19 protein-coding genes are annotated in these 24,354 nt (G+C 68.3%); 17 read left to right on the top strand and 2 right to left on the bottom strand.

Annotated elements, in window-relative coordinates; translation table 11 throughout:
- Positions 1-1,428, top strand: a complete 1,428-nt coding sequence (locus ACZ5PP_RS08070) for a DUF1302 family protein (RefSeq protein ID WP_464826947.1) — start codon at positions 1-3, stop codon at positions 1,426-1,428.
- Positions 1,429-1,443: 15 nt separating this feature from the next.
- Here ACZ5PP_RS08070 and ACZ5PP_RS08065 read toward each other — a convergent pair whose 3' ends face one another.
- A complete protein-coding gene (locus ACZ5PP_RS08065; protein WP_004299642.1) occupies positions 1,444-2,241 on the bottom strand; it encodes an N-acyl amino acid synthase FeeM domain-containing protein in 798 nt (265 codons plus the stop codon).
- 250 nt (positions 2,242-2,491) lie between these two features.
- On the opposite strand from ACZ5PP_RS08065, the gene ACZ5PP_RS08060 reads away from it, so the two are divergent.
- From ACZ5PP_RS08060 to ACZ5PP_RS07985, 16 genes are all read left to right on the top strand, one after another.
- Positions 2,492-3,121: an XrtA/PEP-CTERM system exopolysaccharide export protein gene (locus ACZ5PP_RS08060; protein ID WP_012585900.1), complete on the top strand. Its 630-nt coding sequence runs from the start codon at positions 2,492-2,494 to the stop codon at positions 3,119-3,121.
- A 70-nt stretch (positions 3,122-3,191) separates the two neighbouring features.
- Complete coding sequence (locus ACZ5PP_RS08055) at positions 3,192-4,736, top strand: XrtA system polysaccharide chain length determinant (RefSeq protein WP_012585899.1); 1,545 nt, start codon at positions 3,192-3,194, stop codon at positions 4,734-4,736.
- A gap of 13 nt (positions 4,737-4,749) precedes the next feature.
- The gene (locus ACZ5PP_RS08050) at positions 4,750-5,694 is read left to right on the top strand and encodes an XrtA-associated tyrosine autokinase (protein WP_004299637.1); all 945 of its coding nucleotides are present in this window, start codon (positions 4,750-4,752) and stop codon (positions 5,692-5,694) included.
- Between the two features lie 34 nt (positions 5,695-5,728).
- Positions 5,729-7,174, top strand: coding sequence for a TIGR03016 family PEP-CTERM system-associated outer membrane protein (locus ACZ5PP_RS08045; protein WP_276658282.1), 1,446 nt, complete (start codon positions 5,729-5,731; stop codon positions 7,172-7,174).
- Positions 7,175-7,185: 11 nt separating this feature from the next.
- Positions 7,186-8,280 (top strand): XrtA/PEP-CTERM system-associated ATPase, encoded by a 1,095-nt coding sequence (locus ACZ5PP_RS08040; protein WP_464826946.1) that lies wholly within the window; start codon positions 7,186-7,188, stop codon positions 8,278-8,280.
- Positions 8,277-9,443 carry a non-hydrolyzing UDP-N-acetylglucosamine 2-epimerase gene (gene wecB, locus ACZ5PP_RS08035; RefSeq protein ID WP_004299630.1) on the top strand — a complete coding sequence of 389 codons (1,167 nt, stop codon included), beginning with the start codon at positions 8,277-8,279 and terminating at the stop codon, positions 9,441-9,443. The genes ACZ5PP_RS08040 and wecB overlap by 4 nt, the downstream gene beginning before the upstream one ends.
- A 1-nt stretch (position 9,444) precedes the next feature.
- Positions 9,445-10,284 (top strand): XrtA system polysaccharide deacetylase, encoded by an 840-nt coding sequence (locus ACZ5PP_RS08030; RefSeq protein ID WP_004299628.1) that lies wholly within the window; start codon positions 9,445-9,447, stop codon positions 10,282-10,284.
- A gap of 25 nt (positions 10,285-10,309) precedes the next feature.
- On the top strand, positions 10,310-11,359 hold the full coding sequence (locus ACZ5PP_RS08025; RefSeq protein ID WP_004299625.1) for a FemAB family XrtA/PEP-CTERM system-associated protein: 1,050 nt from the start codon (positions 10,310-10,312) through the stop codon (positions 11,357-11,359).
- Positions 11,360-11,363: 4 nt separating this feature from the next.
- Positions 11,364-12,653 (top strand): TIGR03087 family PEP-CTERM/XrtA system glycosyltransferase, encoded by a 1,290-nt coding sequence (locus ACZ5PP_RS08020; protein ID WP_464826945.1) that lies wholly within the window; start codon positions 11,364-11,366, stop codon positions 12,651-12,653.
- Positions 12,650-13,816: a TIGR03088 family PEP-CTERM/XrtA system glycosyltransferase gene (locus ACZ5PP_RS08015; RefSeq protein WP_464826944.1), complete on the top strand. Its 1,167-nt coding sequence runs from the start codon at positions 12,650-12,652 to the stop codon at positions 13,814-13,816. Before ACZ5PP_RS08020 ends, ACZ5PP_RS08015 begins: the two co-directional genes overlap by 4 nt.
- Positions 13,817-13,831: 15 nt before the next feature.
- Positions 13,832-15,760 carry an XrtA/PEP-CTERM system amidotransferase gene (locus ACZ5PP_RS08010; RefSeq protein WP_004299619.1) on the top strand — a complete coding sequence of 643 codons (1,929 nt, stop codon included), beginning with the start codon at positions 13,832-13,834 and terminating at the stop codon, positions 15,758-15,760.
- 21 nt (positions 15,761-15,781) lie between these two features.
- Positions 15,782-16,993 carry a TIGR04063 family PEP-CTERM/XrtA system glycosyltransferase gene (locus ACZ5PP_RS08005; RefSeq protein WP_004299617.1) on the top strand — a complete coding sequence of 404 codons (1,212 nt, stop codon included), beginning with the start codon at positions 15,782-15,784 and terminating at the stop codon, positions 16,991-16,993.
- Positions 16,990-18,087, top strand: coding sequence for a glycosyltransferase family 4 protein (locus ACZ5PP_RS08000; RefSeq protein ID WP_004299616.1), 1,098 nt, complete (start codon positions 16,990-16,992; stop codon positions 18,085-18,087). The genes ACZ5PP_RS08005 and ACZ5PP_RS08000 overlap by 4 nt, the downstream gene beginning before the upstream one ends.
- Complete coding sequence (xrtA, locus tag ACZ5PP_RS07995; RefSeq protein ID WP_004299615.1) at positions 18,084-19,694, top strand: exosortase A; 1,611 nt, start codon at positions 18,084-18,086, stop codon at positions 19,692-19,694. Before ACZ5PP_RS08000 ends, xrtA begins: the two co-directional genes overlap by 4 nt.
- Before the next feature lie 16 nt (positions 19,695-19,710).
- Positions 19,711-21,084 carry a phenylacetate--CoA ligase family protein gene (locus ACZ5PP_RS07990; RefSeq protein WP_374616878.1) on the top strand — a complete coding sequence of 458 codons (1,374 nt, stop codon included), beginning with the start codon at positions 19,711-19,713 and terminating at the stop codon, positions 21,082-21,084.
- Positions 21,072-22,445 (top strand): putative O-glycosylation ligase, exosortase A system-associated, encoded by a 1,374-nt coding sequence (locus ACZ5PP_RS07985; RefSeq protein WP_004299613.1) that lies wholly within the window; start codon positions 21,072-21,074, stop codon positions 22,443-22,445. The genes ACZ5PP_RS07990 and ACZ5PP_RS07985 overlap by 13 nt, the downstream gene beginning before the upstream one ends.
- On the opposite strand, the gene ACZ5PP_RS07980 is transcribed toward ACZ5PP_RS07985, so the two are convergent.
- Positions 22,385-24,232, bottom strand: coding sequence for an asparagine synthetase B family protein (locus tag ACZ5PP_RS07980; protein WP_464826943.1), 1,848 nt, complete (start codon positions 24,230-24,232; stop codon positions 22,385-22,387). The genes ACZ5PP_RS07985 and ACZ5PP_RS07980 overlap by 61 nt on opposite strands.
- Between the last annotated feature and the right edge of the window lie 122 nt (positions 24,233-24,354).

Below are 24,354 nucleotides of genomic sequence, written 5' to 3'. Positions count from 1 at the left end.
ATGCCACTGTCGAAGAAGCTGCCTTGTCTGACCGTTCTTGCCCTTGTCCTGGGGGCCCTCTCCGTGCCGGCGACTGCGGCGGGGCCGCAGCTCGCGCCAAAACCGGTGTCGGTGGAGGTGGAAGAAGGGGAGCCCGCTGCCGAAGAACCCGTGACGGACGCGGACGCGGGTGAGGCCGACGCCGAACTCGACGCGCTGCTCGACGTCGGAGCGCCGGCGTCCGGTGCAGAGGGCGCGGACGGCCTCAAGTGGAACGGTTACACCGAACTCGGGGCGGCATACACATACCGGGATCCGGAGCGCTGGTCGCGCCTGCGCGCGCGTGGGGAACTCGGTGTCGCCGGGCAGCTGGCGCCGCGGGCGCGATGGAAGCTGAGCGCGCGCGCCGAGGCCGACGGTGCTTTCGACCTCGAGGACGAACATTATCCGGCCGCCGTGCGGCGCGACCGCCGCACGGATTTCGTGTTGCGCGAGGCTTATGTCGATCTGGGCCATGGCGACTGGGAATTCCGTGCCGGGCGGCAGCAGATCGTATGGGGCGAGATGGTCGGCTTCTTTTTCGCCGACGTCGTGTCCGCACGCGACATGCGGGATTTCCTGCAGCCGGAACTCGAGGGCATGCGGATCGGGCAGTGGGCGCTGCGCGCCGAGCATTTCGGTGCCGAAACGCACCTAGAGTTCCTGTGGGTGCCGAGGCCCTCGTTCGACGAGATCGGCGAGCCCGGCGACGATTTCTTCGTCTTCCCGTGGTTGCCTGCAGGTACGGTGCTGGACGAGGATCGTCCGGGGAAGGATCTGGATGGCTCGAACTGGGGTGCGCGCGTCTCGCGACTCGTCGATGGGTGGGATCTCAGCGCCTTCTATTACCGCAGCTACGATGTCTCGCCGACGCTATACGCCCTGAACCAGGGTGTGGCCCGCCTGCGACACGACCGGATCGGGCAGCTTGGCGGCACTTTCAGCAAGGATCTCGGCAGCTTCGTGCTGAAGGGCGAGGCGGTCCATACGCACGGTCGCAGCCTGAATACGTTCTCGAGCGGTCCGGGCCTCTCCATCGGGCTGCTGCCGACCGACATGGTCGACTATGCGCTCGGGGTCGATGTGCCCGCGGGCGACTGGCGCTTCAACGTGCAGTACTACGGGCGCTGGCTGGAGGAGCATGTTCCGGCCTTGATGGCCGATCGGCACGAGCAGGGCGTCACCTTGCAGGTCGTTCATGGCGCGGGCACGAACCTGGAGGCGGAAGTCCTCGCGCTGTCCAGCATTAACCGCTCGGATCACCTGATTCGACCGAAACTGACCTGGAAATTCGCCCCGGCATGGAGGCTCGTCGGTGGCGTCGACGTCTTCGGCGGGAATGGAAGGGGGTTTTTCAGCCGTTACGATCGGAACGATCGTGTCTATCTCGAACTGCGCCACATGTTCTGAGTGCCCCGGGCGGGCTCAGGCCGCCTTACCGGTCATCGCCTGGATCAACTGCCTGGACTGGACGGGATCCGGCAGCAGGCGATGAACCCGATCGCCGTTCATGTGCATCAGGCGTTCGTGGCGGGCGACGCGCTCCTCGAACTCGGACAGGGGCAGATGGAGGAGCACGGCCGGAGCGTTGACCCTGGGGCAGATCTTCTCCACGCCCACGCGACGAAAGCCGAATACGCGCTGATGGAATCCCGCATGGCGCGGATTGACCTCGGCGAAAATGTCGGTGACGCGCCGCGTCGCCTGGGTGATCACGAACACGGCCTGCATCACGCCAGCCAGCGCTTCGTGCGATCCGCGCTCGGGATCGATCGCCAACTGTGTAATTTCGCACACTCGACCCCCGGTCGCGCGCACGTGGTCGATCTCTTTGCTGTACAAAGTGTCCGCGAGCAATCCACCACCGTGATCGACGCGGATCGTCGCCGTCGCGACCGCTTCCCCGTCGAGGAGAGCGACCACGGTGATGTCGCGCGGGTCGATGTTGGCGTGCATCCCGTAGGGAAAAAGGCCGCGCGCCGAGTACATGCGCTCGATCAGCTTGGCCGTCTGGCGCTTGAGCGCTTCACTGCCGTTGGCGATGCAGACCTGGAAGCCGCTGCGTTCGAACGAAAGGCCGCGCAGTGCGGCGGTGTTCTCGTCGAACCACTGATGCGGCGACGTCTCCGGCGATTGGAATCCGGCGCCAGACAACGCTAGGTAAGCGAGGTCGCGTACGGGCGGGGGGCAGTTCGTGCCCCGCGAAGAGTGGATCTGGCGCATTGGAGTGGCCCAATTCGTTTACGTTCTGGGTGGTCTGGAGTGCGCGCGCGGCGAGCGCGGACGACTCCCATCGGATCAATGATAATCCGGAACGGGCGAGCCGTGAATCTAGCCGACTTCATGTCTCCTGAAATGTAGGCGCTTGTGTGCAATCCTGCCTGGCGTCGCGGCGGGCGGTGCCCGTACGATGGCCATCGCATTCGCGTCGTCGTATATCATTCGCCGTCCGGGACTTACGAAGGGGCTTGTCATGTTCAGAAGCGTCAAAAGCGCATCATCCGCGGTGTTGCATTTCCTCGTTCTCGCTGTGGCGGCGGGACTGCTCGGTGGTTGTGCCTCTTCCTTCCCGCCTGCCCCCGCGTCCGCGGCCGATGCGGACTACAACTACGTGATCGGGCCCGGGGATAGCGTCAATATCGTGGTCTGGCGCAACCCCGAGCTGTCCACCTCCGTCCCGGTCCGGCCGGACGGGAAGATCACGGCACCGCTGGTCGAAGACCTGCCCGCGATGGGCAAGGATTCGAGCACGCTGGCCCGCGACATCGAGAAGCAGCTTGCGAAGTTCATCCGCGATCCGGTCGTGACGGTGATCGTCGGTGGCTTCGTCGGTCCTTACAGCGAACAGATCCGCGTGATCGGCGAGGCGGCCAATCCGCAGACGCTGGCGTACAAGCAGAAGATGACTCTGCTCGACGTGATGATCGCAGTCGGCGGGCTCACGGACTTCGCCGACGGTAACGGCGCGAGCATCCTGCGCACCGCCGAGGGCAACAAGCAATACAGCGTGCGCATCCGTGACCTCGTCAAGCGCGGCGACGTCTCGGCGAACGTCGAGATGCGCCCTGGCGACGTGTTGATCATCCCGCAGAGCTGGTTCTGACCTCCATCCATACACGCCCGCAAGCCGATCGCAGAAGGTCGGTGGCGGGCGCTCAGCACGACCGTGACCCATGGAAGAACTCGTAACACAGATCATCGGCTACCTGCGCGGCATGTGGCGGTTCCGCTGGTGGGGGCTTGCGCTCGCGTGGGTCGCAGGTATCGCCGGTAGCCTGGCGATCTACTTCATGCCGGACCACTACGAGTCGTCCGCACGCATCCACGTGGATACCCAGTCGGTGCTGCGCCCGCTGATGTCCGGGCTCGCCGTCCAGCCCAACATCAGCCAGCAGATCGACTTGCTCAGCCGCACGCTGATCAGCCGGCCCAACGTCGAGAAGCTGATCACCATGGCCGACCTCGACCTCACGGTGCAGAACGCACAGCAGCGCGAGGCCCTGATCACCTCGGTGACCAGCCGGCTGCGCATCCAGTCCGGCCGCGGCGACAACCTGTTCACGCTCTCGTACGAAGACGTCGAGCCGCATCGTGCGCAGCGCGTCGTGCAGTCGCTGCTGTCCCTGTTCGTCGAATCCGGTCTCGGCGGCAAGCGTCAGGATACCGATGCGGCACGGCGCTTCATCGAGGACCAGATCCGCAGCTACGAGCAGAAGCTGACCGACGCCGAGAACCGGCTCAAGGACTTCCGCCTGCGCAACATGGCGCTGCTGGGTACCGGCGCGCGCGATTACGTCACCCAGATCGCCGAGACCAACGAGCAATTGCGCGAAGCACGCCTGGAACTGCGCGAGGCCGAGAACTCGCGCGACGCGCTCCGCCAGCAACTCTCCGCAGCGCCGTCCGATGCGGGCATCGCGCCGCCGCCGATGGTGGCGACGCCCGAGATCGACGCCCGCATCGACCTGCTCAAGAGAAACCTCGACGAGATGTTGCAGCGCTACACCGAGATGCACCCGGACGTGGTCGGTGCACGCCGCGTCATCGAGGATCTAGAGAAGCAGAAGAAGGCGCAGCTGGCCGAGCTGAGCGCGAGCATGGCGGGCAGTACCTTCGGTGCTCCCGGCGCCATGAGTGCGGGGGTCGAGCAGACCCGGCTCGCGGTGGCGCAGGCCGAGGCCCGGGTCGCGTCGCTGCGTGCGCGGGTGGCCGAGTTCGAGAGCCGCCTGGCGAGCCTCTCGGAGGACGCCAAGCGGATCCCCGAGCTCGAGACCGAGATGGCGCAGCTCAACCGCGATTACAGCGTCCACAAGAGCAACTACGACCAGCTGGTATCGCGTCGGGAGTCGGCGAACATCGCCGCCGAGATGAGCACCCAGTCGGGCATCGCCGACTTCCGCATCATCGATCCGCCCACCCTGCCCACCAAGCCCTCGGCTCCCAACCGGCTGCTGCTGCTGCCGCTCGCCGCGCTGGTGGGTCTGGGGGCGGGGTTCGCGCTCACCTTCCTGATCAGCCAGCTGCGACCGGCGTTCAGCGATGCACGCCAGCTGCGCGAGATCACCGGCCTGCCGGTGCTCGGCACCGTCTCCATGCTGACCACTTCGGAGCGTCGTCGTCGTCGCCGCAACGGGCTGTTCGCCTTCGGCAGCGGTCTGGTGGCGTACGCCGGGGTGTTCGCCGCGGTTACGGTCGCGATCGTGTTCCTGCAGAGTTGAACGGGGTGCCCGGATGAGCATTATCGAAAAAGCAGTCAAGCGCCTCGACCAACTCAAGAGTGCGGCGGGCGAGGGCGCCGTCGAATCCGCTCCGGTGCCGGAGGCGCTCGTCCTGCCCGAGGACAAGCCGCTTGCGCCCAAGGTGGAGTCGAATGCGCCGGTGGTCGCGACCCCCGCGCCGGTGCGCGCCCAGCCCAAGAGCGTCCATATCGATCTCGCGCGCCTGGCCGCTCGCGGCTTGGTCACGCCCGACCAGCCGCGCTCGGCCATTGCCGAGGAGTTCCGCCTGATCAAGCGTCCCTTGCTGGCCAATGCCGTCCTCGAGGGGCCGGCGGCGGTCGATAACGGCAACCTGATCATGATTTCCAGCGCGCTTCCTGGCGAGGGCAAGACCTTCAACGCGATCAATCTCGCGATCAGCATGGCGATGGAGCTCGACTACACGGTGCTGCTGGTGGACGCCGACGTGTCGCGTCCCTCGGTGCTGCGCGAGTTCGATCTGCCGCCGCAGCCGGGACTGATGGACGTGCTCGCCGGCGAGGTCGAGGACCTCTCCGAGGTCCTGCTCAAGACCAACATCGACAAGCTTTCCATCCTGCCGGCGGGCATGCCGCACCAGCGCGCGACCGAACTGCTCGCCTCGGACGGCATGACGCAGTTGCTCGAGCAGATGGCGCATCGTTACGCGGACCGGATCATCGTGTTCGACTCGCCGCCGCTGCTGGTCACGACCGAATCGCGCGTGCTTGCCACCCACATGGGACAGGTGGTCCTCGTGGTGGAGGCCGAGCGCACCACCCACGCCCACGTTCGCCAGGCGCTCGCAGCGATCGAGCCCTGCCCGATCCGCATGATGGTGCTCAACAAGTCGCGTGATCGCTCGGTGGGGGGCTACTACGGCTATGGATACGGATACGGATATGGGAAAGCGCCCGAAGCCAGTTCCGAGGCGGCCTGAGCCCCGGCGTACCGGCCTCGTCGCCGGTGCGTGCGTGCTCGCGCTCCTGTGCCCGGCCACCGGAGCGGTCGCGCAGTCGACCCGGGTCACGCCCACGTTCGACACTGAACTCACCTGGACCGACAACGCCGGCCTCGATCGCGAGGGCGGTCGGGACTGGCTGCTCGAGGTCTCGCCCGGCGTGTCGGTGAGCCGCAGCGCAGGGCGTCTCAACGGCAGCCTGAGCGCGCGCCTGCGCAACCTCGTCCATTCCTCTGCGAGCGAGGACGACTCCACTTACCTCTCCTTCGACGGCAGGGGCGCCTACGAGGCGCTGGAGGATCTGCTGTTCCTCGATTTCAGCGGGGGAATCACCCGCAACAACTATTCCGCCTTCAGCGGGCGGGCGCCCGGCGACCCGTTCGGTTTCGACAAGGACAACGAAGTCCGCTATTGGTCGATCACCCCGCGGCTCGAGTCCGACCTGCGCTTCGGCGAGGCTGCACGCGGTTCGGTGAGCTATTCGTCCAGCGGCGTGCGATCCAACAGCAGCGGTCTCGGCGACCAGAGCGCGGACACCGTGGAGGCCAGCCTCGCCGATCCGGGCGGCTTGCGGTTTTTCGGCTGGGGCCTGGCCTATGCCCGCACCGAAAGTGATGGCGGCACCGCCGCCACCGGCCAGCGTGGCGAGGAGTCGGTGCGTGGCACGCTGTACGCCAACGTCTCCCCGCAGCTGCGCCTGCGCGGCATCGTCGGGCACGAGTCCAACGACTACGCGGACGGCAGGAAGGACAGCAGCGGGATCGTCGGCGCCGGGGTGGACTGGTACCCGACCGACCGCACCTCGCTCGCCGCGACGGTCGAGGATCGGGTGTTCGGGCGCGGCTACGATCTCGCCCTCAACCACCGCATGCGCCGCGCGGTCTTCTTCCTCGGTGCGACGCGCGACGTCTCCTCGCTCGCACAGACGCTGGGCACGGTGGTGCTCGCGGATCGGGACTGCTTCATGCGCGTACGCGACATCGCCGATCCGATCGAGCGCGAGCAGGCCCTCAACGAATGTCTCACCTTCGGCGTGCTGCGCTCCAATGCCGCCTACGTCGAGCGCGCGTTCCGTGGCGGCGTCTCGCTGCTCGGGGTGCGCAACACCTTGAGCTTGTCCGCCAGTCGCAGCGATCGCAGCCGCATCGGTTCGACCACCGGCCTGCTTCCGGAAGACGACCTGCGCGACACCGAGCGGGTGCGCATCACCACCACCACGCTCGCCTGGAGCCACACGCTCAGCGGCACGAGTTCGCTGTATGCCACGCTCGCGCGCTCGGATTCCGAGAGTGCGGCCGACGCCGACCTCGCACTGCGTCGCCTGACCGGCACGGTGGGCGTCGATCGTACGCTCGGCCCCAGGACGCGCGCGGGGCTGCGCTACCGATATGAAAAGACCGAGGGCGAGAGCGACTACACGACGAATTCCGTCACCGCCATCCTCGGCATGCGGTTCTGAACGGACACCCGATGTACGAAACCTTCTTCAAACTCAGCGGCAAGCCTTTCCAGCTCAACCCCGACCCGGCCTTCTTCTACGGCAGTCGGGGGCACCGGCGCGCGATGGCCTATCTCGAATACGGCCTGCACCAGAGCGAGGGCTTCATCGTCATCACCGGCGAGGTGGGTGCGGGCAAGACCACCATCGTGCGCAGCCTGCTCGAGCAGCTCGATCCGGCCAAGGTCGTCGCCGCCACCATCGTCAGCACCCAGATCGACGCCTCCGACATGCTGCGCATGGTCGCCGGCGCCTTCGGCGTACCCAGCCGCAACCTCGACAAGGCCGGCCTGCTGCTCGCGATCGAGACCTACCTCGTGTCGCTCGCCGCCGCCGACAAGCGCGCGCTGCTGATCATCGACGAGGCGCAGAACCTCTCCGCAGCCGCGGTCGAGGAACTGCGCATGCTGTCGAACTTCCAGCTCGAGGATCATGCGCTGCTGCAGAGTTTCCTCGTCGGTCAGCCCGAGTTCCGCGAGATGATGCAGCGCGCCGAGATGCAGCAACTGCGCCAGCGCGTGATCGCCTCCTATCACCTCGGCCCGCTCGACCTGCAGGAGACGCGCGGCTACATCGAGCACCGCCTGCGCCACGTCGGCTGGAACGAGGACCCGCGCTTCGAGCCCGGGTCCTTCAACGCGATCTACGGCCACACCGGCGGCATCCCCCGCACCATCAACACCTTGTGCGACCGTCTGCTCCTCGCCGCCTATCTCGGCGAGAGCCATGTGGTCACCGAGGCGCAGGTGCGCGAGGTGATCGCCGAGCTCAAGGAAGAGTTCGCGCCGCCGCGTGCGCGCCCGGTGGCCGGCATGGGACGCGCGGTGCTGAGGGACGCCGAGCCCGCCGCGGCGCTACCGCCGGTCGAGGCGCTGGCGGTCGAGCGCCTGCGCGTCTCGCCCGAGCTTGCCGACCAGGTCGCCGGCATGGCCGGCAGCTACGACCTGCAGCGCATCGAGGCACGCCTGGCCGGCCTGGAACAGTCAGTGTCGGCCACGCTCGCAGTGCTCAACCAGTTGCTGCAGGCGGTGCGCCGCGATGCCGCGACCGAGGAGGAAGGTCGATGAGCGCGCATCGCCTCTCGGCCGCGCCGGTGATCTGCATCGTCGGCGCACGTCCCAACTACATGAAGGTGGCGCCGATCATCCGCGCCTTCGCCGCCCACCAGCCGCCGATCCCCACGCTGCTGGTGCACACCGGGCAGCATTACGATCCGGCGATGAAGGACCGCCTGTTCGCCGATCTCGACCTGCCCGAGCCCGACGTCAACCTCGCGGTCGGCTCCGGCTCGCACGCGGTGCAGACCGCCGAGGTGATGAAGCGCTTCGAGCCGGTCATCGACGAGCATGGCGCGCGCGCGGTGCTGGTGGTGGGCGACGTCAACTCGACGCTCGCCTGCGCGCTGGTGGCGAGCAAGCGCCACATCCCGGTGGTCCATGTGGAGTCCGGCCTGCGCAGCAACGACCGCCGCATGCCCGAAGAGATCAACCGCATCCTCACCGACCAGATCTCCGACGTGCTCTACACCACCGAGCGATCCGCCCACGACAACCTCGTCCGCGAAGGCATCCCCGCCGAGCGTGCGGTTTTCGTCGGCAACGTCATGATCGACAGCCTGCGCGCGAGCCTGCCGCGCGCGGTGCCGGCCGACGTGCTGCTCGCCGCGGCCGGCCTGGACGCGAGCCGGATCGCCGGCGGCTACGGCGTCGTCACCCTGCACCGTCCGTCCAACGTCGACAGCGCCGACACTCTCGGCCCGATCATCGACGCCCTGCGCACGGTGAGCGAGGCGTTGCCGCTGGTTGTCGCGCTGCATCCGCGCACACGCAACAACCTCGAGCGCTTCGGCATGCTCGATCGCCTCGCCGGCTCCGGCTTCCTGATCCTGCCGCCGCAGGGCTACCTCGAGATGCTCGGCCTGATGTCGGGTGCGCGCATGGTGCTGACCGACTCCGGCGGCATCCAGGAAGAGACCACCGCGCTCGGCGTGCCCTGCGTGACCATCCGCGAGAACACCGAGCGCCCGATCACGGTGGAGCAGGGCACCAACACCCTGGTCGGCATCCGCCCCGAGGCGATCGTCGCCGCGGCGCGCGAGATCCTCGCCACCGGTGGCAAGGCCGGGCGGGTGCCCGAATACTGGGATGGACGCTGCGCCGAGCGCATCGCTGCCCATCTGCACGACTGGCTCGTCGAGCACGAGACGGTCCACGCCGCGCCGGGGGGTTGAGGTGGCCGCACGCATCACCAACGCCTTCACCTGCGACGTCGAGGACTACTTCCAGGTCTCCGCGCTCGCGCCGCATTTTCCGCGCGAGCAGTGGGACAGCGTGCCCTGCCGCGTCGAGCGCAACGTCGATCGCATCCTCGCGCTGCTCGACGGCCACGGCGCGCGCGGCACCTTCTTCACCCTGGGCTGGCTCGCCGAGCGCTATCCCGGCCTGGTGCGCCGCATCGCCGCCGCGGGCCACGAGGTGGCGAGCCACGGCTACGCGCACCAGCGCGCGAGCGACCTCACGCCCCAAGCCTTCACGGCCGACATCCGCCTGGCCAAGGTGATCCTCGAGGACATCACCGGTAGTGCGGTGACCGGCTACCGCGCGCCCAGCTTCTCGATCGGCGAGGCCAACCTGTGGGCGCACGACTGCATCGCCGAGGCGGGCTACCGCTACAGCTCGAGCGTGTATCCGGTCCGCCACGACCACTACGGCATCCCCGACGCGCCGCGCTTCCCGTGGCGCCTGCCCAACGGCCTGGTCGAGGTGCCGATCACCACCGTGCACATGCTTGGACGCAACTGGCCCGCGGGTGGCGGCGGTTTCTTCCGCCTGTTGCCCTATGCGCTGTCGCGCTGGCAGATCGCGCGCGTCAATGCCGCCGACCGCCGCCCGGCGATCTTCTACTTCCACCCCTGGGAAATCGATCCCGAGCAGCCGCGTGTGACCGCTGCCACGGCAAAGACCCGCTTCAGGCACTACATTAACCTGCAGCACACGGAAGCCCGGCTCGACCGGCTTCTCTCCGATTTCTCCTGGGGGCGCGCCGACGAAGTCTTCCGCGACGCCGCCTGAACCCGACTGGATCCGGATGCGCGCCATGGACCGATTGCCGATCGTCGTGAACCTGCTCAAGGCCGAGGACGCCCTGCGCTGGGACGAATTCGTGCGCCGCTGCCCGCAGGCCACCTTCTTCCACCTGTCCGCCTGGCGCGAGCTCATGGAAGAGGTGTTCGATCACCGCACCTTCTATCTGTATGCCGAGCGCGCCGGCGACATCGTCGGCGTGCTGCCGCTCGCCGAGGTGCGCAGCCGCCTGTTCGGTCATGCGCTGGTGTCGCTACCCTTCTGCGTCTACGGCGGCATCGCGGCGGCCGAGGATGCAGGCCCGGAGACGCTGTACGCGCTCGAATCCAAGGCCGAGACGCTGGCGCAGGCGCTCGGCGTGCAGCACCTCGAATTCCGCAACCTGAAGCCGCGCCACGAGGACTGGCCGCGCCAGGAACTCTACGTCACCTTCCGCAAGGAGATCCTGCCCGAGGTCGAGGCCAACCTGCTCGCCATCCCGCGCAAGCAGCGCGCCATGGTGCGCAAGGGCATCAAGAACGGCCTGGTCGGCGAGGTGGACGCGGGTGTCGAGCGCTTCTTCGCGCTCTACGCCGACAACGTGCTTCGTCACGGCACGCCGGCGCTGCCGAGGAAGTTCTTCGAGCAGCTCAAGAAGCGCTTCGGTGAGGCCTGCGAAGTGCTCACGGTGACCTCGCCCGAGGGCAAGCCGCTGTCGAGCGTGCTCAGCTTCTACTTCCGCGACGAGGTGCTGCCCTACTACGCGGGCGACGACCTTGCAGCGCGCGAGCTCGCCGCCAACGACTTCAAGTACTGGGAGCTGATGCGGCGCGCCTGCGAGCGCGGCTGCACGGTCTTCGACTACGGTCGCAGCAAGGTCGGCACCGGCCCCTATGCGTTCAAGAAGAACTGGGGCTTCGAGCCGCAGCCGCTGTCGTACGAGTTCTGCCTGTACAAGCGCGACAGCATCCCGCAGAACAACCCGATGAACCCCAAGTACCGGGCCTTCATCGCCCTCTGGAAGCGCCTGCCGATCGGCGTGGCGAACCGGCTCGGGCCGCACATCGTGCGCAACCTGGGGTAGGGCGGTGCAGGACAGCCGGCCGCCGCTCCTCTACCTCACGCACCGCATCCCCTACCCGCCCAACAAGGGCGACAAGCTGCGGTCGTTCAACATCCTGCGCCAGCTCGCCCGCACGCACCGGGTGTGGCTGGGCAGCTTCGTCGACCATGCGGACGACCGCCGCCACATCCCGGCGCTGCGCCAGTGGTGCGAGCAGACCTGCGTGATCCCGATCGAGCCGGGCATCCGCCGCCTCGCGAGCCTGCGCGGCCTGCTGCGCGGAGAGGCGCTGAGCCTGCCCTATTACCGCAGCCCGCGCCTGGCGCGCTGGGTGGATCAGGTGGTGGCGGAGAACGGCATCCGTTCGGCGGTGGCCTTCTCGGGGCCGATGGCGCAGTACCTCGACGTGCCCGGGCTGAGCCGCCGCGTGGTCGACTTCTGCGACGTCGATTCGGCCAAGTGGACGCAGTACGCCGCCGACCGGCGCTGGCCGATGTCCTGGCTGTACCGGCGCGAGGGCGAGCGCCTGCTCGACTTCGAGCGCCGCGCCGCAGCCGGCGTGGAGGCGAGCCTCTTCGTCACCGAGGCCGAGGCCGAGGTCTTCCGGCGCGCGGCGCCCGAAGTCGGCGACCGCGTCGGCGTCATGCAGAACGGGGTCGACGCCGAGTACTTCGCGCCTGCCAACGCGGGGGCTTCGCCCTATCCGGCGGGCGCTCCGGTGATCGCCTTCAGCGGTGCGATGGACTACTGGCCCAACGTCGACGCGGTGTGCTGGTTCGCCACCGAGCTCCTGCCGGCGATCCGTCGCGCCATGCCCGGCGTGCGCTTCTGGATCGTGGGCATGAACCCGGCGCCGGCCGTGCAGGCGCTCGCCGGCGAGGATGTCGTGGTCACCGGTACCGTGCCCGACGTGCGCCCCTACATCGCCCACGCCGACCTCGTGGTGGCGCCCCTGCGCATCGCGCGCGGCATCCAGAACAAGGTGCTGGAAGCGATGGCGATGGCGCGCCCGGTGGTGCTCTCGGCCGCGCCCGCCGTGGGTCTGGCGGCGCGCGACGGGGTGGAGTGCAGCATCGCCGACGATGGCGACGAGCTGTGCCGGCGCGTGGTCGAGCTGCTTGGGGATCCGTCGCGTCGCGCCGCGATCGGCGCGGCGGCGCGGGACTGCGTGCTGCGCGCCTACAGCTGGTCGGCGCACCTGCGCACCCTGGACTGGCTGCTCGATGCGCAGGGCACGGACGCAGGCCTCGCGCAGGCGGTGCAGGCCCGCGAGGGCACCGCGCCGAACGCGCCGGCGCTCGTGCGGACACCATGAAGGACGTCGCCCGGCCGCTGGTGCTGCACCTCGTGTACCGCTTCGACGTCGGCGGCCTGGAGAACGGGGTGGTGAACCTGATCAACCACCTCCCTGCCGAGCGCTTCCGTCATGCGGTGGTGGCGCTCACCGAATGCACCGAAGGCTTCTCGCGCCGCATCGAGCGCGCGGACGTGCGCTTCGTGTCGCTGCACAAGCCGCCCGGCCACGGCCTCAAGCTCTATCCGCGCCTGTACCGGCTGTTCCGCGCGCTGCGTCCGGCGATCGTGCATACGCGCAACCTCGCCGCGCTCGAGGCCGTCGTGCCGGCGCGGCTCGCCGGCGTGCCGGCGACGGTGCATGGCGAGCACGGCTGGGACGTCTCCGACCCCGGCGGCACGCGGCGCAAGTTCCAGTGGCTGCGGCGCGCCTACAGCCCCTTCGTGAACCGCTACGTGGCGCTCTCGGGCCACATCGAGTCCTATCTCGTCGAGCGCGTGGGCATTTCCCCCGCGCGGGTCGCGCGCATCTGCAACGGCGTGGACGCGCGGCGCTTCCACCCCCGCCTGTCGGCGCAGGCGCGCAGCCTCGCCGGTCTGCCGGAAGGCTTCGCCACCCCCGGCACGGTCATCGTCGGCACGGTCGGGCGGCAGCAGGCGGTCAAGGATCCGCTCGCCCTGGTGCGCGCCTTCGCGCTCGCGCGCACACACGGCGGGGTCGGGGGCAGGCTGCGCCTGCTGCTCGCGGGCGACGGGCCGCTGCGCGCCACGCTCGAGGCCGAGATCCGCAGCAGCGGGCTGGAAGACGCCGTCTGGCTGGCCGGCGAGCGTGCCGACGTGCCCGCGGTGATGCGCGCGCTCGACGTGTTCGCGCTGCCGTCGCGCGCCGAGGGCATCTCCAACACCGTCCTCGAGGCGATGGCGAGCGGGCTGCCGGTCGTCGCCACCGCGGTCGGCGGCAATGCGGAACTGGTCGTGCCCGGCGAGACCGGCGCGCTCGTGGCGGCCGAAGACCCGCGCGGCATGGCGGAGGCGTTGCTGTGCTACGCTGCGGATGCTGCATTGCGGCAAGAACAGGGCCTGGCTGCGCGCCGGCGCGTCGAGGCGGAGTTCAGCATCGAGCGCATGGTGACGCGCTACGCCGAGCTCTACGAATCCCTTCTGCGCCCGCAGGGCGCGGCCTGACGAGGACACGCGATCATGTGCGGCATTGCCGGCCTCTTCGACACCCGTGGCAAACGCGACTTCGAGCGCGCCTTGATGCAGCGCATGAACGACGTCCAGCATCACCGCGGTCCCGATGAAGGCGGCTATCACTTCGAGCCGGGCGTCGCGCTCGCCCACCGCCGCCTGTCCATCATCGACCTTGCCACCGGCCAGCAACCGCTGTTCAACGAGGACGGCTCGGTGGCGGTGGTGTTCAACGGCGAGATCTACAACTTCCAGGAGCTCGTACCCGAGCTCGAGGCGCTCGGTCACGTCTTCCACACCCGCAGCGACACGGAGGTCATCGTGCACGCCTGGGAGGCCTGGGGCGAGGACTGCGTGCAGCGCTTCCGCGGCATGTTCGCGTTCGCGCTGCACGACCGCAACCGCGACACCTTCTTCATGGCGCGCGACCGCCTCGCGGTCAAGCCGATGTTCTACGCGCTGCTGCCCGACGGCACGCTCGCCTTCGGCTCCGAACTCAAGGTGCTGATGCAGCACCCGGCGCTCGACCGCCGCATCGACCCGCTCGCGGTCGAGGAGTACTTCGCCCTCGGCTACGTCGCCGAGCCGCGCACCATCTTCCTCGGCGCCAGGAAGCTCGGCCCCGGCGAATCGCTGTGCATCCGCCGCGGCCAGCCGATCCCCGCGCCGAAGCAGTACTGGGACGTGCGCTTCACCCTCGACAACGACATCGGCCTCGCCGACGCCACCGGCGAGCTGACCGAGCGCCTGCGCGAATCGGTGCGGCTGCGCATGATCGCCGAGGTGCCGCTGGGTGCCTTCCTCTCCGGAGGGGTCGATTCGAGCGCGGTGGTGGCGACCATGGCGGGGCTCTCGGACGATCCGGTCAACACCTGCTCGATCGCCTTCGACGATCCCAAGTACAACGAGTCGGCGTTCGCGCAGATGGTCGCCGACCGCTACCGCACCCGCCACTTCGTCGAGACCGTCAAGTCCGACGACTTCGACCTCATCGACACCCTGGCCGCGCTCTACGACGAGCCCTACGCCGACAGCTCGGCCATCCCCACTTACCGCGTGTGCCAGCTCGCGCGCAAGCATGTCACCGTGGCGCTGTCGGGCGACGGCGGCGACGAGAGCTTCGGCGGCTATCGCCGCTACCGCATGCACCTGATGGAAGAGAAGATGCGCGCCGCGCTGCCGATGGGCGTGCGCCGACCGCTCTTCGGCCTGCTCGGCCGCGTCTATCCCAAGGCCGACTGGGCGCCGCGCGTGTTCCGCGCCAAGACCACCTTCCAGGCGATGGCGCGCGACGCCACCGAGGCCTACTTCCACAGCGTCTCCATCCTGCGCGGCGACATGCGGCGCAAGCTGTTCAGCGCCGAATTCCGCAACAGGCTCGGCGGTTACGACGCGCTCGAGGTCTTCCGCCGCCATGCCGCAGCCGCCGGCACCGACGATGCGCTCGCGCTGATCCAGTACCTCGACCTCAAGACCTACCTGGTCGGCGACATCAACACCAAGGTCGACCGCGCGAGCATGGCGCACTCGCTCGAGGTGCGCGAGCCGCTGATGGACCACAAGCTGGTCGAGTGGCTGGCGACGCTGCCCTCCGGCCTCAAGATCCAGGGCAACGAGGGCAAGTACCTGTTCAAGAAGGCGATGGAGCCGCTGCTGCCCGACGACGTGCTCTACCGCCCGAAGATGGGCTTCGCGGTGCCGCTCGCGCGCTGGTTCCGCGGCCCGCTAAAGCAGCGCGTGCGTGACGCAGTGCTGGGCGAGACCCTGGCCGCTACGGGTATCTTCGAGCGCAGCTACCTCGAGCATCTGGTCGACGCCCACCAGTCCGGCGCGCGCGACTACAGCGCCCCGCTGTGGACGCTGCTGATGTTCGAGGCTTTCGTCCGCAACACCGCAGCCGGCGCCACCCTGCCGGTCGCGCTCGCCGAGGCGGTCTGAACGCGACGTTCCGAATACTCCATGCGCATCCTGCACATCCTCGATCACTCGATCCCGCTGCACAGCGGCTACACCTTCCGCACCGCGGCGATCCTGCGCGAGCAGCGCGCGCTCGGCTGGGAGACCTTCCACCTGACCTCGCCCAAGCAGGGCGAGACGACGGCCATGGTGGAGGAGATCGAGGGCTTGCGTTTCCACCGTACCGCCGTGCCGACGCCGGCGAGCAGCGGCATCGCCGAGCTGCGCCAGATCCGTGCGGTGCAGGCGCGCATCGAGCAGCTCGCGGCCGAACTGCGCCCCGACATCCTCCACGCCCACTCGCCGGTGCTCAACGCCATTCCGGCCATCCGCGCCGGGCGCAAGCTCGGCATTCCGGTCGTCTACGAGATCCGCGCCTTCTGGGAAGACGCCGCGGTCGATCATGGCACCACCACCGAGGGCAGCCTGCGCTACCGCGCCACCAAGGGGCTGGAGACCTGGGCGATCAAGCGCGCCGACCATGTGTTCACCATCTGCGAAGGCCTGCGCGCCGACATCGTCGGCCGCGGCATTCCGGCGGCCAAGGTCACGGTCATCCCCAACGCGGTCGACATCGAGTCCTTCCAGCTCTCGGGCGACGCCGACCCTGCCTTGCGGGAGCAGCTCGGCCTCGCCGGCACCACCGTGGTGGGCTTCGTCGGCTCCTTCTACGCCTACGAGGGCCTCGATCTGCTGCTCGAGGCCTTCCCCGCGCTGCTGCAGAAGCGCCCCGAGCTGCGCCTGCTGCTCGTCGGCGGCGGGCCGCAGGACGAAAACCTCAAGGCTCAGGCCCTGCGCCTCGGCGTGGCCGACAAGGTCGTCTTCACCGGCCGCGTGCCGCACAAGGACGTCAGCCGCTACTACGACCAGATCGACCTGCTCGCCTATCCGCGCCACTCCATGCGACTCACCGAGCTGGTCACCCCGCTCAAGCCGCTCGAGGCCATGGCGCAGGGTCGGCTCTTCGTCGCCTCCGACGTCGGCGGCCACAAGGAGCTGATCCGCGACGGCGAGACCGGCAGGCTGTTCAAGGCCGGCAGCGCCGAGGCGCTCGCCGCCGCCATCGACGACCTGCTCGCGCACCGCGAGCGCTGGCCGGCGATGCGCGCGGCGGGGCGGCAGTTCGTCGAGGACGTGCGCAACTGGACGAACAGCGTGGCGAACTACACGCCGGTGTATCGCAGACTGGTCGCGAAGCCTCGCGCCGCGGCATGAATTTCTCCGCGCTGCGCGTCCTGCTCGTCGGGCCGCTGCCGCCGCCTGCCGGCGGCATGGCCAACCAGACCCGCCAGCTCGCCGAGCTGCTGCGCGGCGAGGGCGCGTCGGTCGAGGTCGTGCAGGTCAATGCGCCGTATCGTCCGGCTTGGGTCGAAAGGCTGAAGGGCGTGCGCGCGCTGTTCCGGCTCCTGCCCTACCTGCTGCGGCTGTGGCAGGCCGCAGGGCGGGCGAACCTCATGCACGTGATGGCCAACTCCGGCTGGTCCTGGCATCTCTTCGCCGCGCCGGCGGTGTGGATCGGCTGGCTGCGCGGCGTGCCGGTGGTGGTCAATTACCGCGGTGGCGAGGCGGCCGGCTTCCTTGCCCGCTCGGCGGCGGTCGTGCGTGCCACCCTGCGCCGCGCGTCCAGCCTGGTGCTGCCGTCCGGCTTCCTGCTCGAAGTCTTCGCGCGCCACGGCATGGCCGGGCGCATCGTCTCCAACATCGTCGACCTCGAGCGTTTCCATCCCGCGACGGCGCCGCGCGCGGCCGGCGAGGGCCCGCATCTGGTCGTCGCCCGCAACCTCGAAGCCCTCTACGGCAACGACACCGCGCTGCGCGCCTTCGCGCGGCTGTGCGCGGCCTGGCCGGCGGCGCGCCTCTCGATCGCCGGCAGCGGGCCGGAGGCCGCGGCGCTGGCCGCGCTCGCACAGGAACTCGGCATCGCCGAGCGGGTCCGCTTCACCGGTCGCCTGGACCGCGAGCAGATGGCTGCGCTCTACCGTGACGCAGATCTCATGCTCAACCCGAGTCGGGTGGATAACATGCCCAATGCCATCCTCGAGGCGCTGGCGAGCGGCCTGCCGGTGGTCACCACCGACGTCGGCGGCATTCCCTTCATCGTCACGCAAGGCCACACGGCCATGCTGGTTCCACCCGACGATCCGCAGGCGATGGCCGACGCCGCGCACAAGGTGCTTGCCGACACCGGCCTGCGCGCCGCGCTGGTCGCCGCCGGGCGCGCCGAGGTGCAGCGCTACCGCTGGAGCTCGGTGCGCGCACAACTGCTGTCCGCCTACGCGGATGCGATTGCCGCGAAGAGGGCCACATGAACATGAAAGGAACCGCGATGCTTCAATCCGTGCGGCCGGGCGCGATGCCGACCCACCTGCAGGCGACCGACGCCCGCCCTGCGACGCTCGGTGATCCGCGCACGCGCAGGCTTCACCTGGCGGTGCTTGCGCTGGGACTGCTGTGGCTGCTGTTCTGGTATCGCGACACCTTCCTGGCCATGGTGGGCATCTGGGACCGCTCGGACACCTTCGCCCACGGCTTCGTGATCGCGCCGATCTCGGCCTGGCTGGTATGGCGGCGCCGGCACTTCATCGACCATGTACCGATCGCGCCCTCGCTGCTCGGCATCTGCGCCGGACTCGTCGCCGGCGCGGCCTGGTTGCTCGGCGAGCTCGCCAGCGTCGATGCGGTGTCGCAGTTCGCCTTCGTGGGCATGCTGGTGGGCTTCGTCTGGGCGGTGATGGGCAGCGCGGTGGTGCGCACCTACGCCTTCCCGATCGGCTTCCTGTTCTTCATGGTGCCGTTCGGCGAGTTCCTCTTCCCCACCATGATGCAGTGGACCGCCGACTTCATCATCTGGGCGGTGCGCGCCTCCGGCGTGCCGGTGTACGCCGAAGGCTTCCTGCTGGTGATTCCTTCCGGGCGCTGGCAGGTGGTGGAGGGTTGCAGCGGCGTGCGCTACCTGATGGCCTCGATCGTCGTCGGCAGCCTGTACGCTTACCTGAACTACCGCAGCACGCAGAAGCGCCTGCTTTTCGTCGCCGCCTCGATCGTCCTGCCGGTATTCGCCAACTGGCTGCGCGCCTACGGCATCGTGATGCTCGGCCACCTCACCGACAACCGCCTCGCTGCCGGGGCCGACCACCTGATCTACGGCTGGGTCTTCTTCGGCATCATCATCCTCGCGCTGTTCTGGATCGGTTCGCGCTGGCAGGAGGACGAGGAAGAGGCCCCGGCCATGCCCGTCGGCTCCGCGCGATCGTCGGGCGTACGCACCGGTGGCCTGGGCTGGCTGGCCGTGGCGGTGGTCGCGGTGGGGCTGTGGGTGCCGGTCCTCGGCCACCTCGAGCGCCAGGGCGAGCAGGGGCCGGTGCGCTTCGCCGCGCTGGAGGGGCAGGGCGCGTGGCAGCGGACGGAAGCGGGCGAATTGCCGCCGTGGTCGCCGAGCTATTCCGGCATGCGCGACACCTTCCGTTCGACCTGGCGCGCGGGGAGCGTTCCGGTGGGGGTGTACATCGGCTATTACCGCGACCAGGGACCGGGCAGGGAGTTGATCAATTCCGAGAACCGCGTGCTGATCAGCAAGGACCCGGTGTGGCGCATGACCGCCGCGGGTCCGGTCCGGGTGCAACTCGGCGACCAGGCGCAGGCGTGGCGCACGCTGGAGATGGCGAGCGAGCATGCACGCATGGTCGTCTGGTACGCGTACTGGATCGGCGGCCGGTGGACCACCAGCGATCATCTTGCCAAGGTCTATCTGGCGCTGAGCCGCCTGCGCGGCGAAGGGGACGATTCGGCGGTGGTCATGCTGCATGCGCCGCAGGGTCAGGGCGGGCACGCCGGCACGATCGCCGCGCTTGAAGACTTCGCACGCGAGATGGGCGGGCCCCTGCAGGCCATGCTGGATCGCACCGCGAACCCTTGAGGCGGAGGAAAACGAAATGTCCGGCCTCTACACCCGCCTGGTCTCGGGCCTGCTTTTCCCGCTCCACGAGCGCCTCAAGCAACACGACAGCGTCGCCCTGCGGCGCGGCCTGGAGGATAGCCAGTGGTGGCCGCGCGAGCGCATCGAGGCCCTGCAGCTCGAGCGCCTGCGTGCGCTGCTGGTGCATGCGCGCGACCACGTGCCCTATTACCGCGAAGGCTTCGCGCGCATCGGCTTCGACCCCGCGGCGATCGCCAGCCTGGCCGAGCTGCAGCGCCTGCCCTTCCTGGGCAAGGCGGAGATCCGCGCCAATACCGAAGCCTTGAAGGCCGACGACGCGGTCGGACTGGCTCGCTTCAACACCGGCGGCTCGAGCGGCGAGCCGCTCATCTTCTTCATCGGCGACCGGCGTGTGAGCCACGACGTCGCCGCCAAGTGGCGCGCGACGCGCTGGTGGGGCGTCGACATCGGCGATCCCGAGATTGTCGTGTGGGGCTCGCCGATCGAGCTCGGCGCGCAGGACCGGGTGCGCGCACTGCGGGATCGGCTGTTCCGTACCGAGCTGCTGCCCGCCTTCGAGATGTCCGCCACGAAGCTGGACGGCTTCGTCGCCCGCATCCGCGCGCGCCGCCCGAAGATGGTCTTCGGCTACCCTTCGGCGCTGTCCCATATCGGCCTGCACGCCGAAAGGCGCGGGATTCGCATGGACGACCTCGGCATCGAGGTGGCGTTCTGCACCTCCGAGCGCCTCTACGACCACCAGCGCGAGGCCATCGAGCGTGTCTTCGGCTGCCCGGTCGCCAACGGCTACGGCTCGCGCGACGCCGGCTTCATCGCCCACCAGTGCCCGCAAGGCGGCATGCACCTCACTGCCGAGGACCTCATTGTCGAGATCGTCGATGGCGAGGGCAGGGTGCTGCCGCCCGGGCAGGCGGGCGAGATCGTCGTCACCCATCTCGCCACCGGCGACTTCCCCTTCATCCGCTACCGCACCGGGGACGTGGCGGTGATGGACACCGCGACCTGCGCCTGCGGGCGCGGCCTGCCGATGCTGAGGGAGATCCAGGGACGCGCGACCGACTTCGTCGTCGCCCGCGACGGCACCGTGATGCACGGGCTGGCGCTGATCTACGTGCTGCGCGACCTGCCCCAGGTGGCGGGCTTCCGCATCGTGCAGGAGTCGCTGGAGCACACTCGGGTGCAGGTGGTGCCGGGCGCCGGGTTCGACGCCGACACTGTCGGTCGGATCGAGCACGGTCTGGCGGCCCGGCTCGGCGAGGGGGTGCGGATCGACGTGGAGCAGGTTGCCGAGATTGCGCCGGAGAAGTCCGGAAAGTATCGCTACGTCGTCAGCAAGGTCGACGCCTCGGAGGTGTCATGCGCGACCTGATCGTCACCCTCGCGGTGTTCGGCACGCTGCCCTTCATCCTCAGATACCCGTGGATCGGCATCCTCGCGTGGTCGTGGCTGAGCTACATGAATCCGCACCGGATGGCCTGGGGCTTCTCGACCTCGATGCCCTTCGCATTCATGGTCGCGCTCGCCACTTTCGTCGGCATCCTGTTCTCGCGCGAGAAGAAGGAGATCGTGTGGTCGCGCGAGACCTGGCTGATGCTGGTGTTCACCGGATGGATGTTCCTGACCACGGCTTTCTCGTGGTATCCGGGCCTGGCCTGGCCGCAGTGGGACAAGGTGTGGCGGATCATGTTGATGACCTACGTCACCCTGATGCTGATCCGCGACCGCGACCGCGTTCACTGGCTGGTGGTCGTGATCGCCTTCTCGCTGGCCTTCTACGGGGTGAAGGGCGGCATCTTCGTCCTGACCGGGGGCAGCGGAAACAACGTGCGCGGCCCCGGCGGCTCCTTCATCGAGGACCGCAACTCGATCGGCCTCGCCCTGCTGATGACGGTCCCGCTGCTCTGGTACATCCGCCTGCAGCTCAAGGTGGCTTGGCAGCGCCTGGGGCTGCTCGCCATGTCCGTCCTCACCCTGATCGCCGTGATCGGCACGCATTCGCGCGGTGCGCTGGTCGGGCTCGGCGCCATGGGGGTGTTCTTCCTGCTCAAGGCGCGCAACCGGCTCGGGGTCCTGATCGGGATCATCCCGGTGGTGCTGGTCGTGTTCTACGTGATGCCGCCGGAGTGGTTCGAGCGCATGCACACGATCCAGACCTATGATGAGGACGGCTCGGCACAAGGGCGCATCTACGCCTGGGGGAATGCCGTCTACATCGCCAACTCCAGCCTGCTCGGCGGGGGTTTCCGCGCGGTCACGGGCTTCGGAGGCACCGATTCGCACAGCAACTGGTTCGGTACGCTCGGCGAGCAGGGCTGGCCCGGTCTCGTCATGTTCGTGCTGCTGCACATCTTCACCTGGCGGTCGGCGACACAGATCATCCGCATGGTGAAGCCGCACAAGGAACTGACCTGGGCGCGGGACCTCGCCGCGATGATCCAGGTCAGCCTGATCGGCTACATGTCGGCCGGCTCTTTCCTGGGCCTGCAGTATTTCGACCTGTTTTACCACCTGATCGTGATCATCGTGGCGGTGCGTGCGATGCTGGAAAAGGAGCTCGCGGGGCAGTTCCCCACCGCCGCTCCGTCGACGCTGGGGCATCGGAAGACTCCCCCCATGACGGCTCGAAGCTTGGGGACGACCACCCCGCCGGCCTCAACCGGTCTGCGCAGTCAGGAGTTGGCGCGCAGCCAGAGCTCGAGTTCGACGAGCACCCAGATCATCACACCGTAGTAGCTCGCGTGGCCGCTGGCGTGCTCGCGGCGCAGCAGTGCGAGATAGTCGGGCTTGACAATGCCGCGTCTCCCCAGACTGTCGATTGCGTCGTCCGTCAGCGCCTTGAGCGGCGCATGGTCCTCAAGCCAGATCCCGAACGGCAGGCCGAAGCCGTGCTTGCTCTTGGTGATCGTCGCATCGGGCAGGAAGCCGCGCAATGCATCTTTGAAGAGCACGCGCAGGCGTCCCTTGTCCACCTTCTGACGCGGCGTCAGATGTCCGGAGAACTCGACGAGGTCGTCATCAAGGAGCGGGAAACGAACCTCCACGCCTGCCGCCTCGCACATCCGCGTAACCTTGCGCAGATCGTTGTCGGCGAGCGTGATCTTGTGGTCGAGGTGCATCATGCGCTCGACCATCTCCGGCGAGGCGCAACGGAAGTAGGCTTCGCGCGCCAGTTGAAGTGGGCGTCCGGTATCGACCGAGACGAGAAATTCCGGTTCGAAGATCTCCTGCAGTGGGTTGCGATGCAGGAAGTTGTAGGTTTCCATGCGGTCGGGCAGCGGAATGCGGGCCTGCCTGACATAGCTCTGCGCCTTTCGTACCGGCAGAATCGACTGGCCGAGCGGAAAATTCATCACCATCGGCTCGAGCAGTCTGCGCAGCGGTAACGGCACACGGTGGTAGTGCTCGAAAACACCCTGTTTGGCGTAGCGCTCATTGCCGCCGAAGAATTCGTCTCCGCCGTCCCCGGCGAGCACCACCTCGATACCCCGCTCGCGCGCCATCTTTGCGCAGAAGTAGGTGGGTGCGGCCGACGCGTTGCCGAAGGGTTCGTCGTAGGCGGCGGCGATCAAGGGCATCGCCTCGATCAGATCGTCCGCAGTCACGTAGTACTCGTTCGTTTCGGTTCCGAAATGGCGGGCGGTGAGGCGCGCGTATTCGAGCTCGTCGAAGCCTTCGGCCTCGAATCCGATCGAGAATGTCTTGGCCGGAACGCCGGCGACCTTGCCTAGCATGCCGCTTACGGTCGAACTGTCCGTGCCACCGGACAGGAAGGCCCCTGTGGGTTGTCGGGCGTCGTACTGGCGTGCCACAGCTTGTTCGGTCAGATCCAGGAAGCGCTGGCGCAGCATAGCGTCGTTGGCGCCCCCACCCGCATCGTAAGCCAGTTGCCAGTAGAAGGAGCGCTTTGCCGGCGTGCTACCGGTGAAGGTCGCGCATTCGGCGGGCAGCAGTTTCTCGACGCCAGAGAACGCGGTATCCGGACTGGGCACCATATGGCAGTAGAGATATTCGTAGAGAGCCTGCGGGTTCACCGCTGCTGCGGTCAGGGGGTGGCGGGCGACTGCGCGGGCGCTGGTCGAGAATACCAGCGCGCCACCGACTCGCGCGAAGCACAGCCGCTCGATCCCGGTGCGGTCGATTGCGAGCAGTGCGCAGCGCTGGCGGGTGTCGATCAGGACGAGGGCGAAATTGCCGCGCATGGCCTGCAGCATGTCGTTGCCGGATTTGCGCCAGGCGACGAGCGCGGCGGCAGCGTGACCTTCGGTTTCTGCCCGCTCGCGCAGATCCGCGTCGGGCCAGCGCGGACGGCCAAGGACCGCAGCCACGCAGCCTGCCCCGAGGTCGGTCGCGGTGGAGCAGGCGGGATAGGTGCACGCGATCATGCCGATCTCGCTCGCCTGGATCTGGACGTCGGTCAGCCCCAGCCCTTCGGCAGCCAGCATCGCGCGTAGCGGGTCGTGCGATGTGACCCGCTCGTCGAAATTCACCCAGCCGCACAGTACTCGTCGTTTCGTCATCGCTCTAGAATGCTCTGGCTCGTCGGAATGCCCTAATGGTAGCCGAGGTGAACGAAAGCAAGTGCAATGCGGATCACGTCGGGATGGGGTTATGGGACGCAGGATGGAAGTCTGGCGAAGCA

Source organism: Thauera sp. DNT-1, assembly GCF_055393985.1.
The sequence above is the reverse complement of the archived record's forward strand: the minus strand, read 5'-3'. Positions and strand labels throughout refer to the sequence as shown.